Below are 15,931 nucleotides of genomic sequence, written 5' to 3'. Positions count from 1 at the left end.
GCTCCTTTAACACCCCGGAGCGGGCATTTTTTTAGGCCACTGTTATTTTCTCAGCGACAGATTACCCGTTAATCTTATTACCCGCGCAATCGCACCGCTAAAGATTGCCAGCGTAACCACGCCTTCTCAGTTTGTCAGTGTGTAGAGCAGAGATAAAAAAAAGCCGACCCGAAGGTCGGCTTTGATGTTGCTTATGACTTACTCAACGGGCTGCGGGCGCGTTGCTGGCGCAGTCGCCTGGTGCGTGGCGCTGTGTCCACCTGCGGCACCTTTACCTTCAAAGGTGAATTCAGGGCGTTGCCAGTCACTATGACGCGGCGCTTCAGGCACATACTCTGGTGCCGGAGCTCGGGTCATCGGGGCGGCCGCGTGGCTGTGAAGATGTTCTGCGTCAACGCGGGTTGCGACAACTTCAGCCTTAACGACTGCGTCTTCGACGACCGGTGCTGCAACAACCTCTTGCGGCGCGGCAACTTCTTCAACCACTGGCGCTGTTTCCACAACCTCGGCAATCTCTTCAGCCACTTCAGGCTGAGAAATAACAACCTCCGCAGATTCTTCGACAACCGGCGCAGCCACAATTTCAGCGACAGGTTCGGCTTTCGCCGCGGTATCCTCAGCAACAGGCGCGTCAGATTCAGCGATAATTTGCGGTTGTTCCTCGACCGGAGTAGCGATGACTTCCGGATGCGTGGTTTCAACGACGGTAGCCTGAGGTTCAGCAATGACCACCTCTGGCTGTACGGTTTCAACCGAAGCAGGGGCGTTCACAATATGCTCAACGGCAGTTGCAGCAACCTGAGGCTCTACGGCGACAGGTGCAGTTTGCCCCTGAACCGTTTCCTGCTCGCGCTGCTCTGCAACCTGCTGATCCTGAGGACGAGCAACAGGGTAGCGGATCCAGACTTTACCGGACGCTAATTCTGGAGATGCGCAGGCAACCGTTAACGGCATCGGCGACTGAACCGGGTAACGCTCGTCACGATAGCGACGACGGCGTTGTCCACTGACGCGCAGATGGCGAGGTGAGCGACGGGAACGGCGCGGCATACCATTAGAGTCACGCGCTTCGCTGTTGTCTTCCTGCTCAGTCGCAACGACGGCAGGGAGATCAACTTTCGCCAGTTCAGTACGCTGTGCCGGCACGGGCTGTTCAGTTGGTTGAGCGACAGCCGTTTCAGCGACCACCTCGACAGTAGCGACTTCGACTTCAACAGCCGGGCTGTCTGTGTAACGAACTTTCTGAGTCAGCTGACGCTGTTTACGGCGAGTCTGAGGCTGACGAACGCGCTCTTCCTGCTCGGTATCCTGCGCAGGTTGTTCTGCCAGGTTCAGCTCTTTAACTTCCTGCTGCGCCTGACGCTTATCATCGTTGCGACGGCGGTTGCGCTCGCGACGCGGAGCCTGCTGGTCATCACCGGATTTCGCTTTGTCGGCGACGTCAGTAGACTGCTGGCGGTTATCGCGCGCTTCCGCATTTTGCTGCTGCGACTGACGGCGGTTACGGCGGTTATCTTCACGGTTTTCACCGCTTTCTGAACGCTCGTTACGGTTATCACGCTCGCCACGGTTGTCGCGATTATCACGACGATCGTTACGGTCGCGACGATTGTTCTGACGCGGTTTACGACGATCCTGCTGGCGATCGGTTTTCTCTTCAGCTTTCGGCGCAGGTTGTTCAACCGGTTTCACTTCTTCGCTACCGCTGAAGATGGACTTCAGTGCGCTGAAGAAACGGCTAATCAAACCTGGCTGCGCGGCGACGGCCGCGGTCGCTGCTGCGGCTTTAGGCGCGGCGGCCTTCGCAGTAGGTTCCTGCAAAGCAGGGGCTGGCGGCACCTCTGGCATTGCAAAGGTGGCTAATGCCGGCTGCTCTGGCTGTTTACGCTCGACGAACTCTTCTTCAGTCGGCAATGCCATCGCTTCTTCATGCAGTTTTGGCAGCAGGTAGCTCAGGGTTGGTGTTTCTTCCCCTTTGCGTACGCGCAGCACGGAGTAATGCGGAGTTTCCATCTGATCGTTTGGCACAATCACACAGCGCACGCCATTCTGACGTGTCTCGATAGCATTTACCGCGGTACGTTTTTCGTTGAGCAGGTAGGATGCGATCGGCACAGGAACAATAGCGTGAACTTCCTGCGTATTTTCTTTCAGCGCTTCTTCTTCGATCAGACGCAGAATAGACAGCGACAGTGATTCGTTATCACGTACGGTACCCGTGCCGGAGCAGCGTGGGCATACGTGATGGCTGGATTCCCCCAGCGACGGGCTCAGACGCTGACGGGACATCTCCAGCAGGCCGAAGCGAGAAATATGGCTGATTTGAATACGCGCTCTGTCCTGACGCACGGCTTCACGCAGACGGTTTTCAACCGCACGCTGGTGACGAACCGGCGTCATATCAATGAAGTCGATTACAATCAGGCCGCCGAGGTCGCGCAGACGCAACTGACGAGCAATTTCATCGGCTGCTTCAAGGTTGGTGTTGAACGCAGTTTCTTCGATGTCGCCGCCGCGGGTCGCGCGTGCGGAGTTGATATCGATAGCGGTCAGCGCTTCTGTGCTGTCGATAACGATTGAGCCGCCGGACGGCAGACGCACTTCGCGCTGGAACGCGGACTCAATCTGAGATTCGATTTGATAGTGGCTGAACAGCGGGATTTCACCGGTGTACAGTTTGATTTTGCTGCTGAAATCCGGACGACCCAGCGCGGCGATGTGCTGACGCGCCATCTCCATAACTTTCGGGTTGTCGATGAGGATTTCGCCGATGTCCTGACGTAAATAGTCACGGAATGCGCGAACGATAACGTTGCTTTCCTGATGGATCAGGAACGGAGCAGGGCGGCTGTCAGCGGCTTTTTGAATCGCTTCCCAGTGCTTCAGGCGGAAACTCAGGTCCCACTGCAGCGCTTCGGCAGATTTGCCGACACCTGCGGTACGCACGATAAGTCCCATGCCGTCAGGCAGTTCCAGGCTTGCCAGCGCTTCTTTTAATTCGGTACGGTCGTCGCCTTCAATGCGACGGGAGATGCCGCCCGCGCGCGGGTTGTTCGGCATCAGAACCAGATAACTACCTGCCAGGCTGATAAAGGTGGTCAGCGCAGCGCCTTTATTGCCGCGTTCTTCTTTATCGATCTGAACAATGACTTCCTGACCTTCGCGCAACACGTCTTTAATGTTGGGACGACCATGGGAGTTGTAGCTAGCGGGGAAGTATTCGCGGGCAATTTCTTTTAACGGGAGGAAACCGTGACGTTCAGCGCCGTAATCAACAAAAGCAGCTTCCAGACTCGGTTCAATACGGGTAATTTTGCCTTTATAGATGTTGGCTTTTTTCTGTTCGTGTCCAGGACTTTCGATATCCAGATCGTACAGACGCTGCCCATCTACAAGGGCGACACGCAACTCTTCCTGCTGAGTCGCGTTAATTAACATTCTTTTCATCGTAACTTACTCATTATTCTTACATTGACGACTAAGCTGCGGGCAGAGTAATGCCTTTCCGGGTGTGAACCGATGGCCTCGTGTCTATTCGCGTCGCCAACCTCACGGTTATCGTCAGCTCAAAGAGGCGCAGAGTGTCGGTTGCCTGTATTTCATACGGAAACACAGCGCAATTATCAGGGGAACAGTCTGGGTGTTACTCTCCAGAGAAGCTTCCATTGTGCTTATCGTCTTTCACGCTGTGGGTGCGTTGGCTTCATCTTCTTACCCCAACCACTTACAGGAGTAAGCACCTGGGGTTCCCAGACTTGCCGCCTTCCTACAACGCGAAATCTATAGAGCACTTACCGGTAAGGACTGCAACCCGCAGCCCGCTAACTGCCTGAAAGATCAATACGTCTTACGCCATTGCTGCGTTGATGATCGGTCGGGCAAAATTGGGTCATTCCGGAAAAGGTCTTGTTTTAACAAGATTCAACACGGAAACAACCTCATTATTCCACTGCTAACCTTGTTATAGCAAGATGACTTTTGCCATTTATCACCCGGTTACTCACAGTTTTTTCACTTCCGCGTAGTGATTGCTTTAATAACCACCAAATCGGCTATGTCAAACTTAAGTAATAAGGTATAGCAGTTAATATAAGCATAGAAAAATGTGTGGCGCGAATCTTGATGGCTATTTAAAATCGGCCCCCATGAAAACAGAGACTCCAGCCGTAAAAACAGTTGCCATTACTGCCGACGAAGCAGGGCAACGCATCGACAACTTTTTGCGCACCCAGCTCAAGGGCGTGCCGAAAAGTATGATTTATCGCATTTTGCGTAAAGGCGAAGTGCGGGTGAACAAAAAACGCATTAAACCCGAGTACAAACTCGAAGACGGGGACATTGTGCGTATTCCACCTGTACGTGTCGCTGAACGTGAAGAAGAGGCCATTTCACCGAATTTGCAGAAGGTCGCGGCGCTGACCGATGTCATTTTATATGAAGATGACCACATTCTGGTGCTTAACAAGCCTTCAGGTACGGCCGTGCATGGTGGAAGCGGCTTAAGCTTTGGCGTCATTGAAGGCTTACGTGCGCTGCGCCCGGAAGCGCGTTTCCTTGAACTGGTGCATCGCCTCGACCGGGATACCTCCGGCGTGCTGCTGGTGGCCAAAAAACGATCTGCCTTGCGTTCGTTGCATGAACAACTGCGTGAAAAAGGCATGCAGAAAGACTACCTCGCGTTGGTACGCGGCCAGTGGCAGTCCCATGTCAAAACCGTTCAGGCCCCGCTGTTAAAGAACATTCTGCAAAGCGGCGAGCGTATCGTGCGGGTGAATCAGGAAGGCAAACCATCGGAAACACGCTTTAAAGTGGAAGAGCGTTATGCGTTCGCTACGCTTGTGCGCTGCAGTCCGGTGACCGGACGCACGCACCAGATTCGCGTGCATACGCAATATGCCGGGCATCCGATTGCCTTTGACGACCGCTATGGCGATCGTGAGTTCGATAAGCAACTGGCGGATACCGGACTGAGCAGGCTCTTTTTGCACGCTGCAGCGTTGAAATTTACTCATCCGGGGACGGGTGAAGTAATGCGTATTGAAGCGCCAATGGATAAGCAGTTGAAGCGCTGCCTCGAGGTGTTACGCAGTAAAGGCTGATGCGCATTGATATTATCGCGCATTACCTGTAGGCCTGATGGCGCTGTGCCTATCAGGCCTACAGGATTGGCCTGTACAGCCGTCAACCCGTCAGGCTTTTAACGGGTTCATATCTTCTCGTCGCAGCATTTGACACAGTGCGATTAGCGGCAAACCGATTAAGGTATTTGGGTCGCGGCCTTCCAGACGCTCAAAAAGTGCAATGCCCAATCCTTCGCTTTTAAAACTACCGGCACAATGCAGCGGGCGCTCTTTGCGCACGTAATCTTCAATTTCCGTTTCGCTTAAATGACGAAAATGCACGTCGAACGGTTCAACTTCAGTTTGTAAATGTCCGGTCGCAGAATTATACAGCGCCAGTCCGGTATAAAACGTCACAATATTGCCACGGGCTTTGAGTAACTGCTGGCGTGCATTTTCTTCTGTTAACGGTTTGCCGGTTATTTCACCATCGAGAACACAAATTTGATCGGAACCAATAATAAGGTGCGATGGATAACGGTGGGCGAGAGATTGCGCTTTTTTCTGCGCCAGTCGCAAGACTAAGTGCCGGGGGGCTTCGCCCGGTAACGGCGTTTCATCAACCTCTGGTGCTGCGCATTCGAACGGGATTGCCAGTTTTTCTAGTAAAGCGCGACGCCAGGGAGAGGTAGAAGCAAGAATAAGTTGAGGCATATTTTTTCCCTCGCATATAGCGTATTGATGAGAGCCATTTTAAACTATGGACTTCGTCCTACAAGCTGGCTGTAATGGCTTGTGTTGAGCGATTTTAAGTCGATGACCCGCAATGTGTGCGAATTATTGGCAAAAGGCAACCACAGGCTGCCTTTTTCTTTGACTATATGACGTTACAAAGTTAATATGCGCGCCCTATGCAAAAGGTAAAATTACCCCTGACTCTTGATCCGGTTCGTACGGCTCAGAAACGCCTCGATTATGAAGGTATCTATACTTCTGATCTGGTTGAGCGTGTCGCCGATTCTGTAGTCAGTGTGGACAGTGATGTGGAATGCTCCATGTCGTTCGCTATCGATAACCAGCGCCTTGCCGTTATAACCGGTGATGCAAAGGTGTCGGTTACGCTCGAATGTCAGCGTTGCGGGAAACCGTTCCCACTTCATGTTCACACAACATATTGTTTTAGTCCTGTCCGTTCTGACGAGCAGGCTGAAGCACTCCCGGAAGCGTATGAGCCGATTGAGGTTAACGAATTCGGTGAAATCGATCTGCTTGCAATGGTTGAAGATGAGATTATCCTCTCCTTGCCGGTAGTTCCGGTGCATGATTCTGAACACTGTGAAGTGTCCGAGGCGGACATGGTCTTTGGCGAATTGCCTGATGAAGCGCAAAAACCAAACCCATTTGCCGTATTAGCCAGCTTAAAGCGTAAGTAATTGAGGAGTAAGGTCCATGGCCGTACAACAGAATAAACCAACCCGTTCCAAACGTGGCATGCGTCGTTCTCATGACGCTCTGACCGCAGTCACCAGCCTGTCTGTAGACAAAACTTCTGGTGAACAACACCTGCGTCACCACATCACTGCCGACGGTTTTTACCGTGGCCGTAAGGTAATCGCTAAGTAATCACGCATGACTCAATGGCTTTCCTGCTACGGTGAGAAAGACAAAGAGTACACGCGTGATGAAGCTTAGTGAGGCTTTCCCCGGGTAACTGGGGAAACACCTAACCGGGCAGCGACGATACCTTGACACGTCTAACCCTGGCGTTAGATGTCATGGGGGGAGATTTTGGCCCTACCGTGACAGTGCCTGCAGCATTGCAGGCACTGAATTCTAATTCGCAACTCACACTTCTTTTAGTCGGGGATCCCGATACAATCACGCCATTACTTGCCAAAGCTGACTTCGAACAACGTTCACGTCTGCAGATTATCCCTGCTCAGTCAGTTATTGCCAGTGATGCCCGGCCCTCGCAAGCTATTCGCGCCAGTCGTGGAAGCTCAATGCGCGTTGCCCTGGAGCTCGTGAAAGAAGGACGAGCGGAAGCCTGTGTGAGCGCCGGTAATACAGGCGCGCTAATGGGACTTGCGAAGTTATTGCTCAAACCCCTTGAGGGGATTGAGCGTCCTGCGCTGGTGACGGTTTTACCCCATCAGCAAAAGGGCAAAACGGTGGTGCTGGATTTGGGTGCCAACGTGGATTGTGATAGCACGATGTTGGTGCAATTTGCCGTCATGGGTTCCGTGCTGGCAGAAGAGGTGGTTGGAATTGCCAATCCCCGTGTTGCGTTGCTCAATATCGGTGAAGAAGAAACCAAGGGTCTCGACAGTATTCGGGATGCTTCTGCAGTGCTAAAAACAATCCCTTCTATCAATTATATCGGCTATCTTGAAGCCAATGAGTTACTGACTGGCAAAACTGATGTGTTGGTCTGTGACGGCTTTACAGGTAATGTCACATTAAAGACGATGGAAGGTGTTGTCAGAATGTTCCTTTCACTGCTGAAGTCTCAGGGTGAGGGCAAAAAACGGTCGTGGTGGCTGCTGTTATTAAAACGTTGGTTACAAAAAAGCCTGACAAGGCGATTTAGTCACCTCAACCCCGACCAGTATAATGGCGCCTGTCTGTTAGGATTGCGCGGCACGGTGATTAAGAGTCATGGTGCGGCCAATCAGCGAGCATTTGAAGTCGCGATTGAACAGGCAGTGCAGGCGGTGCAGCGACAAGTTCCTCAGCGAATTGCCGCTCGCCTGGAATCTGTATACCCAGCTGGATTCGAACTGCTGGACGGTGGCGAAAACGCAAACTCGCGAGCACACAGATAACGGTGCGTTTGTGAATGCTGCCAACGTATCAGCGATTTGCTCGTGGCGGTATATAACCAAAAAGTGACTGAGCGTACATGTATACGAAGATTATTGGTACTGGCAGCTATCTGCCTGAACAAGTGCGTACTAACGCCGATTTGGAAAAAATGGTTGAGACATCTGATGAGTGGATCGTCACTCGCACAGGTATCCGTGAACGCCATATTGCAGCGCCAAATGAAACAGTTGCGACGATGGGCTTTGCCGCCGCAAACCGTGCAATTGAAATGGCGGGCATCGACAAAGAACAAATTGCTCTGATTGTGGTTGCCACCACATCATCCACACACGCATTTCCAAGTGCGGCATGCCAGATCCAAAGTATGCTGGGGATCAAAGGCTGTCCGGCGTTTGACGTTGCAGCCGCTTGTGCCGGTTTCACCTACGCCCTGAGCGTTGCCGACCAGTACGTTAAGTCTGGCGCAGTGAAGCATGCTCTGGTGGTTGGCTCAGATGTCCTCGCTCGTACCTGTGATCCAACCGATCGCGGGACGATCATTATTTTCGGTGATGGCGCAGGTGCGGTTGTACTGAGCGCATCAGAAGAGCCCGGCATTCTCTCTACGCATCTGCACGCTGATGGTCGCTATGGCGAACTGTTGACGCTGCCTAATGCCGATCGCGTGAACCCGGAAAACCCGATCCACCTGACGATGGCGGGTAACGAAGTATTTAAAGTCGCGGTGACCGAGCTTGCACACATCGTTGATGAAACGCTGGAAGCAAATAATCTCGATCGTTCTGCACTGGACTGGCTGGTGCCGCATCAGGCAAACCTCCGCATTATTAGCGCAACCGCGAAAAAGCTGGGTATGTCGATGGATAATGTTGTCGTGACGCTCGACAGACATGGCAATACCTCCGCGGCCTCCGTACCGTGCGCGCTGGACGAAGCCGTCCGCGACGGGCGTATTAAAGCTGGGCAGTTGATATTGCTTGAAGCCTTTGGGGGTGGATTCACCTGGGGCTCTGCGCTGATTCGTTTCTAGTATAAGGATTTAAACATGACGCAATTTGCATTTGTGTTCCCGGGGCAGGGTTCCCAGACCGTTGGGATGTTGTCTGAAATGGCAGCAAACTACCCAATTGTTGAAGAAACTTTTGCTGAAGCATCAGCTGCGCTGGGCTATGATCTGTGGACGTTGACTCAGCAGGGGCCGGCCGAAGAGCTGAATAAAACCTGGCAGACGCAGCCAGCACTGTTGACTGCCTCTGTTGCGCTTTATCGCGTATGGCAGCAGCAGGGTGGTAAAACACCTGCGCTGATGGCAGGTCACAGCCTGGGCGAATACTCTGCGCTGGTATGTGCGGGTGTTATCGGTTTTGCCGATGCCGTTCGTCTGGTTGAACTGCGTGGCAAATTCATGCAGGAAGCGGTACCGGAAGGCACTGGCGGCATGTCTGCTATTATCGGTCTGGACGACGCTGCTATTGCTAAAGCGTGTGAAGAGTCTGCCGAAGGCCAGGTGGTTTCACCGGTAAACTTTAACTCACCAGGTCAGGTAGTTATTGCCGGGCACAAAGAAGCCGTAGAACGTGCTGGCGCAGCCTGTAAAGCGGCTGGCGCTAAGCGTGCTCTGCCACTGCCGGTCAGCGTTCCTTCTCACTGCGCGCTGATGAAGCCTGCTGCTGAGAAACTGGCCGTTGAACTGCAAAAAATCACTTTTAACGCGCCGACTGTTCCGGTTGTGAACAACGTCGACGTGAAGTGCGAAACAGACGCAGACGCTATTCGCGATGCGCTGGTTCGCCAACTGTACAGCCCGGTTCAATGGACTAAAACCGTTGAATTTATGGCGTCCCAGGGCGTAGAGCACCTGTATGAAGTTGGTCCGGGCAAAGTTCTGACCGGTTTGACGAAACGTATTGTTGACACCCTGACTGCTTCGGCACTGAATGAGCCGGCGGCATTTTCTGCGGCGCTAGAGCAATAAAAGAGGAAGACCATGAGTTTTGAAGGAAAAGTCGCGCTGGTTACCGGTGCAAGCCGTGGCATTGGCCGCGCAATTGCTGAAACACTCGTTGCCCGTGGCGCGAAAGTTATCGGTACTGCAACCAGCGAAAGCGGTGCGCAGGCCATTAGCGATTACTTAGGTGCAAATGGTAAAGGTCTGATGTTGAATGTGACCGATCCAGCATCTATCGAATCTGTTCTGGGAAATATTCGCGCAGAATTTGGTGAAGTCGATATCCTGGTCAATAATGCCGGGATTACTCGTGATAACCTGTTAATGCGCATGAAAGATGACGAGTGGAACGATATCATCGAAACCAACCTGTCATCTGTTTTCCGTCTGTCAAAAGCGGTAATGCGAGCTATGATGAAAAAGCGTCATGGGCGTATTATCACTATCGGTTCTGTGGTTGGTACCATGGGAAATGCGGGTCAGGCAAACTACGCTGCGGCGAAAGCGGGTCTGATCGGCTTCAGTAAATCACTGGCGCGCGAAGTTGCGTCTCGTGGCATTACTGTAAACGTTGTTGCTCCGGGCTTTATTGAAACGGACATGACGCGTGCGCTGTCTGATGATCAGCGTGCGGGTATTCTGGCGCAGGTTCCTGCGGGTCGCCTTGGCGGCGCTCAGGAAATCGCCAGTGCGGTTGCATTTTTAGCTTCTGACGAAGCAAGTTACATCACAGGTGAGACTTTGCACGTCAACGGCGGGATGTACATGGTTTAACCACGAGATAAAAAAATTTGCGTTATTAGGGTGAATGCCCTCAAAATAACGTAAAATCGTGGTAAGACCTGCCGGGATTTAGTTGCAAATTTTTCAACATTTTATACACTACGAAAACCATCGCGAAAGCGAGTTTTGATAGGAAATTTAAGAGTATGAGCACTATCGAAGAACGCGTTAAGAAAATTATCGGCGAACAGCTGGGCGTTAAGCAGGAAGAAGTAACCAACAATGCTTCCTTCGTTGAAGACCTGGGCGCAGATTCTCTTGACACCGTTGAGCTGGTAATGGCTCTGGAAGAAGAGTTTGATACTGAGATTCCGGACGAAGAAGCTGAGAAAATCACTACCGTTCAGGCTGCCATTGATTACATCAACGGCCACCAGGCGTAAGTGAACATCTCCAGGCGGTCATTCGACCGCCTGAGTTTTATCTTTTTATCCCACTTGAATTATTTTCCCTCCCTGGAGGACAACCGTGTCTAAGCGTCGTGTAGTTGTGACCGGACTGGGCATGTTGTCTCCTGTCGGCAATACCGTAGAGTCTACCTGGAAAGCTCTCCTTGCCGGTCAGAGTGGCATCAGCCTGATCGACCATTTCGATACTAGCGCCTATGCAACGAAATTTGCTGGCTTAGTAAAGGATTTTAACTGTGAAGACATTATCTCGCGCAAAGAACAGCGCAAGATGGATGCTTTCATTCAATATGGAATTGTCGCTGGCGTTCAGGCCATGCAGGATTCTGGTCTCGAAATTACGGAAGAGAACGCTCACCGTATTGGCGCCGCTATCGGCTCTGGTATTGGCGGTCTCGGATTGATCGAAGAAAACCACACCTCTTTGGTGAATGGCGGTCCACGTAAGATCAGCCCGTTCTTCGTTCCGTCAACGATTGTTAACATGGTGGCAGGTCACCTGACCATCATGTACGGCCTGCAAGGGCCAAGCATCTCCATTGCGACCGCCTGTACCTCAGGTGTGCATAACATTGGTCATGCAGCACGTATCATTGCATACGGCGATGCAGACGCGATGGTTGCGGGTGGTGCAGAAAAAGCCAGTACCCCGCTGGGCGTGGGTGGTTTTGGCGCGGCACGTGCGCTGTCTACACGTAATGATAACCCGCAAGCGGCAAGCCGTCCGTGGGATAAAGAACGTGATGGCTTTGTGCTGGGCGACGGCGCAGGCATGGTGGTACTGGAAGAGTACGAGCATGCGAAAGCGCGCGGTGCAAAAATCTATGCTGAAGTCGTTGGTTTTGGCATGAGCAGCGATGCTTACCACATGACGTCACCACCTGAAAACGGTGCGGGCGCTGCGCTGGCAATGGTCAACGCACTACGCGATGCGGCTATCGAAGCGGGTCAGATCGGCTATGTCAACGCGCATGGCACGTCTACTCCTGCTGGCGATAAAGCCGAAACCCAGGCAGTGAAATCTGTCTTTGGCGATGCGGCAAGCCGTGTGATGGTAAGCTCCACTAAATCCATGACCGGACACCTGTTGGGTGCGGCGGGCGCGGTAGAGTCTATTTTCTCTATCCTGGCGCTGCGCGATCAGGCTATTCCGCCAACCATCAACCTGGATAACCCGGATGAAGGTTGTGACCTGGACTTCGTACCTCACGAAGCGCGTCAGGTTAGTGGTCTGGAGTACGCACTGTGTAACTCCTTCGGCTTTGGTGGTACCAACGGCTCTTTGATCTTTAAAAAGATTTAAGTCTGCCAGGTGGTGCGTTAGCATCGATAGCAATTTAAAAAGGTCCGCTTGTCGGGCCTTTTTTTATTCGGTTTTCCACCCTTGTCCTGTGTTGTTCATCCTGCCAAACTAGCGGACCAGAAATAAGGAGCCACCATGTTCTTAATTAATGGCTGCGAGCAGAATATGCTGGCCGCAAGCGATCGAGCGACCCAATTCGGTGATGGCTGTTTTACCACTGCGCGTATTATTGACGGCGAAATTTGCCTCTTTGCAGCGCATCTTGCGCGTTTACAAGACGCCTGCCAAAAATTGCTGATCTCTTTCGAAGATTGGTCAGAGCTGCAAAGTGAAATGAAAATGCTGGCGCAAGGGCATGCGCGTGGCGTGTTAAAAGTGATTATCAGCCGTGGTAGCGGTGGCCGTGGTTACAGCGGCGCAAACTGTCGCAGTGCCACACGTATTCTCTCTGTTTCAGCCCGGCCCGATCATTACGATCGTTGGCGGCATGAGGGGATAACGCTGGCGTTAAGTCCAGTGCGTCTGGGGCGTAATCCGTTGCTTGCCGGACTTAAGCACCTGAATAGACTGGAACAGGTGTTGATTCGCTCTCATCTTGAGCAGACGGCAGCTGATGAAGCACTGGTTCTTGACAGTGAGGGATGGGTTACGGAATGCTGTGCGGCTAATTTGTTCTGGCGTAAGGGGGATGTGGTTTACACTCCCCGGCTGGATCAGGCCGGAGTGAACGGCATTATGCGACAATTCTGTATCCGGATGCTGGCACAATCGTCGTTCAGCATTGTCGAAGTGTATGCCGGGTTGGAAGAGGTTATGCAGGCCGATGAAATCGTCGTCTGTAATGCGTTAATGCCTGTTATTCCCGTACGCACCTGTGGCGACACGCTGCTGTCTGCACGTATGTTGTTCGATTTTTTAGCCCCACTTTGTGAGCACCCGAATTAGTCATGAAAAAACTGTTACTTGTTGTCCTGTTATTGCTGGTTGTGCTGGGCATAGCTGCAGGAGTGGGAATGTGGAAAGTTCGCCATCTGGCGGACAGTAAATTATTGATTAAAGAAGAGACGATTTTTACGCTGAAAGCGGGTACGGGCCGTCTGGCTCTCGGTGAACAGTTGTATGCGGACAACGTTATCAATCGTCCGCGTGTGTTCCAGTGGCTGCTGCGTGTGGAACCCGAACTGTCGCATTTTAAAGCCGGAACCTACCGTTTTACGCCCGACATGACGGTGCGGGACATGTTGCAACTGCTGGAAAGCGGTAAAGAGGCGCAGTTTCCGTTACGTCTGGTTGAAGGGATGCGTCTGAGCGACTACCTCAAGCAGCTGCGCGACGCCCCGTACATCAAACATACGCTGAGCGATGATAATTACGAGACCGTTGCTCAGGCGCTGAAGCTGGAGAACCCGCAATGGGTAGAAGGCTGGTTCTGGCCAGATACCTGGATGTATACCGCCAATACAACCGACGTGGCGTTGCTAAAACGCGCGCATCAGAAAATGGTTAAAGCGGTAGACTCCGTCTGGGAAGGGCGCGCTGAAGGCCTGCCTTATCAGGACAAAAATCAGCTGGTAACCATGGCCTCTATTATCGAAAAAGAGACTGCGGTTGCCAGCGAGCGTGACCAGGTGGCTTCCGTCTTTATTAACCGCTTACGGATTGGCATGCGTTTACAGACCGATCCGACGGTGATTTACGGGATGGGGTCACGGTATAATGGCAAGTTGTCGCGTGTGGATTTAGATACCCCGACCGCCTATAACACCTATACCATTACGGGGTTGCCGCCTGGCCCGATTGCCATGCCGGGAGAGGCCTCATTGCAGGCCGCGGCGTATCCGGCAAAAACGCCGTACCTCTATTTCGTGGCTGACGGTAAAGGCGGTCACACGTTTAACACCAATCTTGCCAGCCACAACCGGTCCGTGCAGGATTACCTGAAAGTGCTTAAGGAAAAAAATGGGCAGTAACTATATCGTCATCGAGGGCCTGGAAGGCGCCGGAAAAACCACCGCGCGTAACGTGGTGGTAGAGACACTTGAGCAACTCGGTATTCGTGACATGGTTTTTACCCGCGAACCGGGGGGAACGCAGCTCGCTGAGAAACTAAGAAGTCTGGTGCTGGACATTAAGTCGGTGGGTGACGAGGTCATCACTGACAAAGCTGAAGTTCTGATGTTTTACGCCGCGCGCGTACAGCTGGTCGAAACCGTTATTAAACCTGCGCTGGCAAAAGGCGCATGGGTAATTGGCGACCGTCACGATTTGTCGACCCAGGCGTATCAGGGGGGCGGACGCGGCATCGATCAAAACATGCTGGCAACCTTGCGCGATGCGGTGCTAGGTGATTTTCGCCCGGACCTGACGCTCTATCTGGACGTGACTCCAGAGGTCGGATTGAAGCGTGCCCGTGCGCGCGGCGAGCTGGATCGTATTGAGCAGGAATCTTTCGATTTCTTTAATCGCACCCGCGCGCGCTATCTTGAACTGGCTGCCAAAGATGCCAGCATTCGTACCATCGACGCTACGCAGCCGCTGGAAGCTGTGATGGCTGATATCCGCAATACCATCACCCAGTGGGTGCAGGAGCAGGGCGCATGAAATGGTACCCATGGTTACGACCAGATTTTGAAAAACTGGTAGCCAGCTACCAGGCGGGTCGTGGTCACCATGCGTTACTGATTCAGGCATTACCCGGAATGGGTGACGACGCGCTGATTTACGCGCTCAGTCGCTATTTAATGTGCCAGAAGCCGGAAGGGCATAAAAGCTGCGGACACTGCCGGGGCTGTCAGCTGATGCAGGCGGGGACGCATCCTGACTACTATTCGCTGCTGCCGGAAAAAGGTAAAAGCACGCTGGGAGTTGATGCGGTACGTGAAGTGAGTGAAAAACTGTACGAGCATTCACGCCTTGGCGGTGCGAAAGTGGTGTGGATCCCTGTTGCCGCCCAGTTAACTGATGCCGCTGCCAATGCCCTGCTAAAAACGCTGGAAGAACCGCCGGCACAAACCTGGTTTTTCCTCGCCAGCACAGAGCCTGCGCGATTGCTGGCGACATTGCGCAGCCGCTGCCGGTTACACCATCTTGCGCCGCCGGCTGAGTCGTACGCTATCTCCTGGCTCGCCCGCGAAGTGACCGCATCTCCAGAAGCGCTGTTGAGCGCATTACGCCTGAGCGCGGGTTCGCCAGGTGCGGCACTCTCGTTGTTACAGGCTGAAAGCTGGGCGCATCGCACAGATTTTTGTGCGGCACTGGCAAACACATTAAACGCAGGTGACTGGTATATCCTGCTCGCGGCGTTAAACCACGATCAGGCTGCCGCCCGTTTACACTGGCTGGCAACGTTGTTGACGGATGCCTTGAAGCGTCCGTATGGGATTTCCCATTTAACCAATCCTGATGCGCTGGACCTGATATCTTCTATCGCAGAACGGTTATCCGTCGCCCGGATACAGGCGATACTCGGTGACGTTTGTCATTGCCGTCAGCAGTTGCTGAACGTAACAGGCGTAAACCGTGAACTGGTGTTAACCGATCTTATCCTGCGTATTGAGCATTACCTGCAACCAGGCACCGTATTGCCTGTTCCCCATCTTTGAGA

15 protein-coding genes are annotated in these 15,931 nt (G+C 52.8%); 13 read left to right on the top strand and 2 right to left on the bottom strand.

What is annotated here, in order from left to right; all coding sequences use genetic code 11:
- Positions 1-198 precede the first annotated feature (198 nt).
- Complete coding sequence (gene rne, locus ABIE10_RS05725; protein WP_429155009.1) at positions 199-3,447, bottom strand: ribonuclease E; 3,249 nt, start codon at positions 3,445-3,447, stop codon at positions 199-201.
- Positions 3,448-4,145: 698 nt separating this feature from the next.
- On the opposite strand from rne, the gene rluC reads away from it, so the two are divergent.
- Positions 4,146-5,099, top strand: a complete 954-nt coding sequence (gene rluC, locus ABIE10_RS05720; RefSeq protein WP_049259723.1) for a 23S rRNA pseudouridine(955/2504/2580) synthase RluC — start codon at positions 4,146-4,148, stop codon at positions 5,097-5,099.
- Positions 5,100-5,189: 90 nt separating this feature from the next.
- Here the strand turns inward: rluC and ABIE10_RS05715 are convergent, their stop codons facing one another.
- Positions 5,190-5,774 (bottom strand): Maf family protein, encoded by a 585-nt coding sequence (locus ABIE10_RS05715; RefSeq protein WP_016152637.1) that lies wholly within the window; start codon positions 5,772-5,774, stop codon positions 5,190-5,192.
- Positions 5,775-5,971: 197 nt separating this feature from the next.
- Between ABIE10_RS05715 and yceD the strand changes: the two genes are divergently transcribed.
- The 12 genes from yceD (at position 5,972) to holB (ending at position 15,929) form a co-directional block, all read left to right on the top strand.
- Entirely contained in the window at positions 5,972-6,493 is a 522-nt protein-coding gene (gene yceD, locus ABIE10_RS05710; protein WP_003036239.1) for a 23S rRNA accumulation protein YceD, read from the top strand.
- A 16-nt stretch (positions 6,494-6,509) separates the two neighbouring features.
- Entirely contained in the window at positions 6,510-6,683 is a 174-nt protein-coding gene (gene rpmF, locus ABIE10_RS05705) for a 50S ribosomal protein L32 (RefSeq protein ID WP_003036242.1), read from the top strand.
- A 122-nt stretch (positions 6,684-6,805) separates the two neighbouring features.
- Positions 6,806-7,885, top strand: coding sequence for a phosphate acyltransferase PlsX (gene plsX / locus ABIE10_RS05700; protein WP_071601761.1), 1,080 nt, complete (start codon positions 6,806-6,808; stop codon positions 7,883-7,885).
- Between the two features lie 77 nt (positions 7,886-7,962).
- Positions 7,963-8,916 carry a beta-ketoacyl-ACP synthase III gene (gene fabH, locus ABIE10_RS05695; protein WP_286454776.1) on the top strand — a complete coding sequence of 318 codons (954 nt, stop codon included), beginning with the start codon at positions 7,963-7,965 and terminating at the stop codon, positions 8,914-8,916.
- A 15-nt stretch (positions 8,917-8,931) separates the two neighbouring features.
- A complete protein-coding gene (gene fabD / locus ABIE10_RS05690; RefSeq protein WP_286454773.1) occupies positions 8,932-9,861 on the top strand; it encodes an ACP S-malonyltransferase in 930 nt (309 codons plus the stop codon).
- A 12-nt stretch (positions 9,862-9,873) separates the two neighbouring features.
- Entirely contained in the window at positions 9,874-10,608 is a 735-nt protein-coding gene (fabG, locus tag ABIE10_RS05685) for a 3-oxoacyl-ACP reductase FabG (protein WP_016152641.1), read from the top strand.
- Positions 10,609-10,763: 155 nt separating this feature from the next.
- A complete protein-coding gene (gene acpP, locus ABIE10_RS05680; RefSeq protein WP_000103754.1) occupies positions 10,764-11,000 on the top strand; it encodes an acyl carrier protein in 237 nt (78 codons plus the stop codon).
- An 85-nt stretch (positions 11,001-11,085) separates the two neighbouring features.
- Positions 11,086-12,327 carry a beta-ketoacyl-ACP synthase II gene (fabF, locus tag ABIE10_RS05675; protein ID WP_003036260.1) on the top strand — a complete coding sequence of 414 codons (1,242 nt, stop codon included), beginning with the start codon at positions 11,086-11,088 and terminating at the stop codon, positions 12,325-12,327.
- A 135-nt stretch (positions 12,328-12,462) separates the two neighbouring features.
- Positions 12,463-13,272, top strand: coding sequence for an aminodeoxychorismate lyase (gene pabC, locus ABIE10_RS05670; protein WP_286454772.1), 810 nt, complete (start codon positions 12,463-12,465; stop codon positions 13,270-13,272).
- A 2-nt stretch (positions 13,273-13,274) separates the two neighbouring features.
- Positions 13,275-14,297, top strand: a complete 1,023-nt coding sequence (gene yceG, locus ABIE10_RS05665; protein ID WP_370916023.1) for a cell division protein YceG — start codon at positions 13,275-13,277, stop codon at positions 14,295-14,297.
- Complete coding sequence (gene tmk / locus ABIE10_RS05660; protein WP_016156195.1) at positions 14,287-14,928, top strand: dTMP kinase; 642 nt, start codon at positions 14,287-14,289, stop codon at positions 14,926-14,928. Before yceG ends, tmk begins: the two co-directional genes overlap by 11 nt.
- A complete protein-coding gene (holB, locus tag ABIE10_RS05655; protein WP_286454771.1) occupies positions 14,925-15,929 on the top strand; it encodes a DNA polymerase III subunit delta' in 1,005 nt (334 codons plus the stop codon). Before tmk ends, holB begins: the two co-directional genes overlap by 4 nt.
- The last annotated feature ends 2 nt before the right edge of the window (positions 15,930-15,931 follow it).

The sequence above is a fragment of the Citrobacter sp. 506 genome (assembly GCF_050434985.1).
Lineage (GTDB): Bacteria > Pseudomonadota > Gammaproteobacteria > Enterobacterales > Enterobacteriaceae > Citrobacter > Citrobacter braakii.
This window is presented reverse-complemented; position numbering and strand designations above follow the sequence as displayed.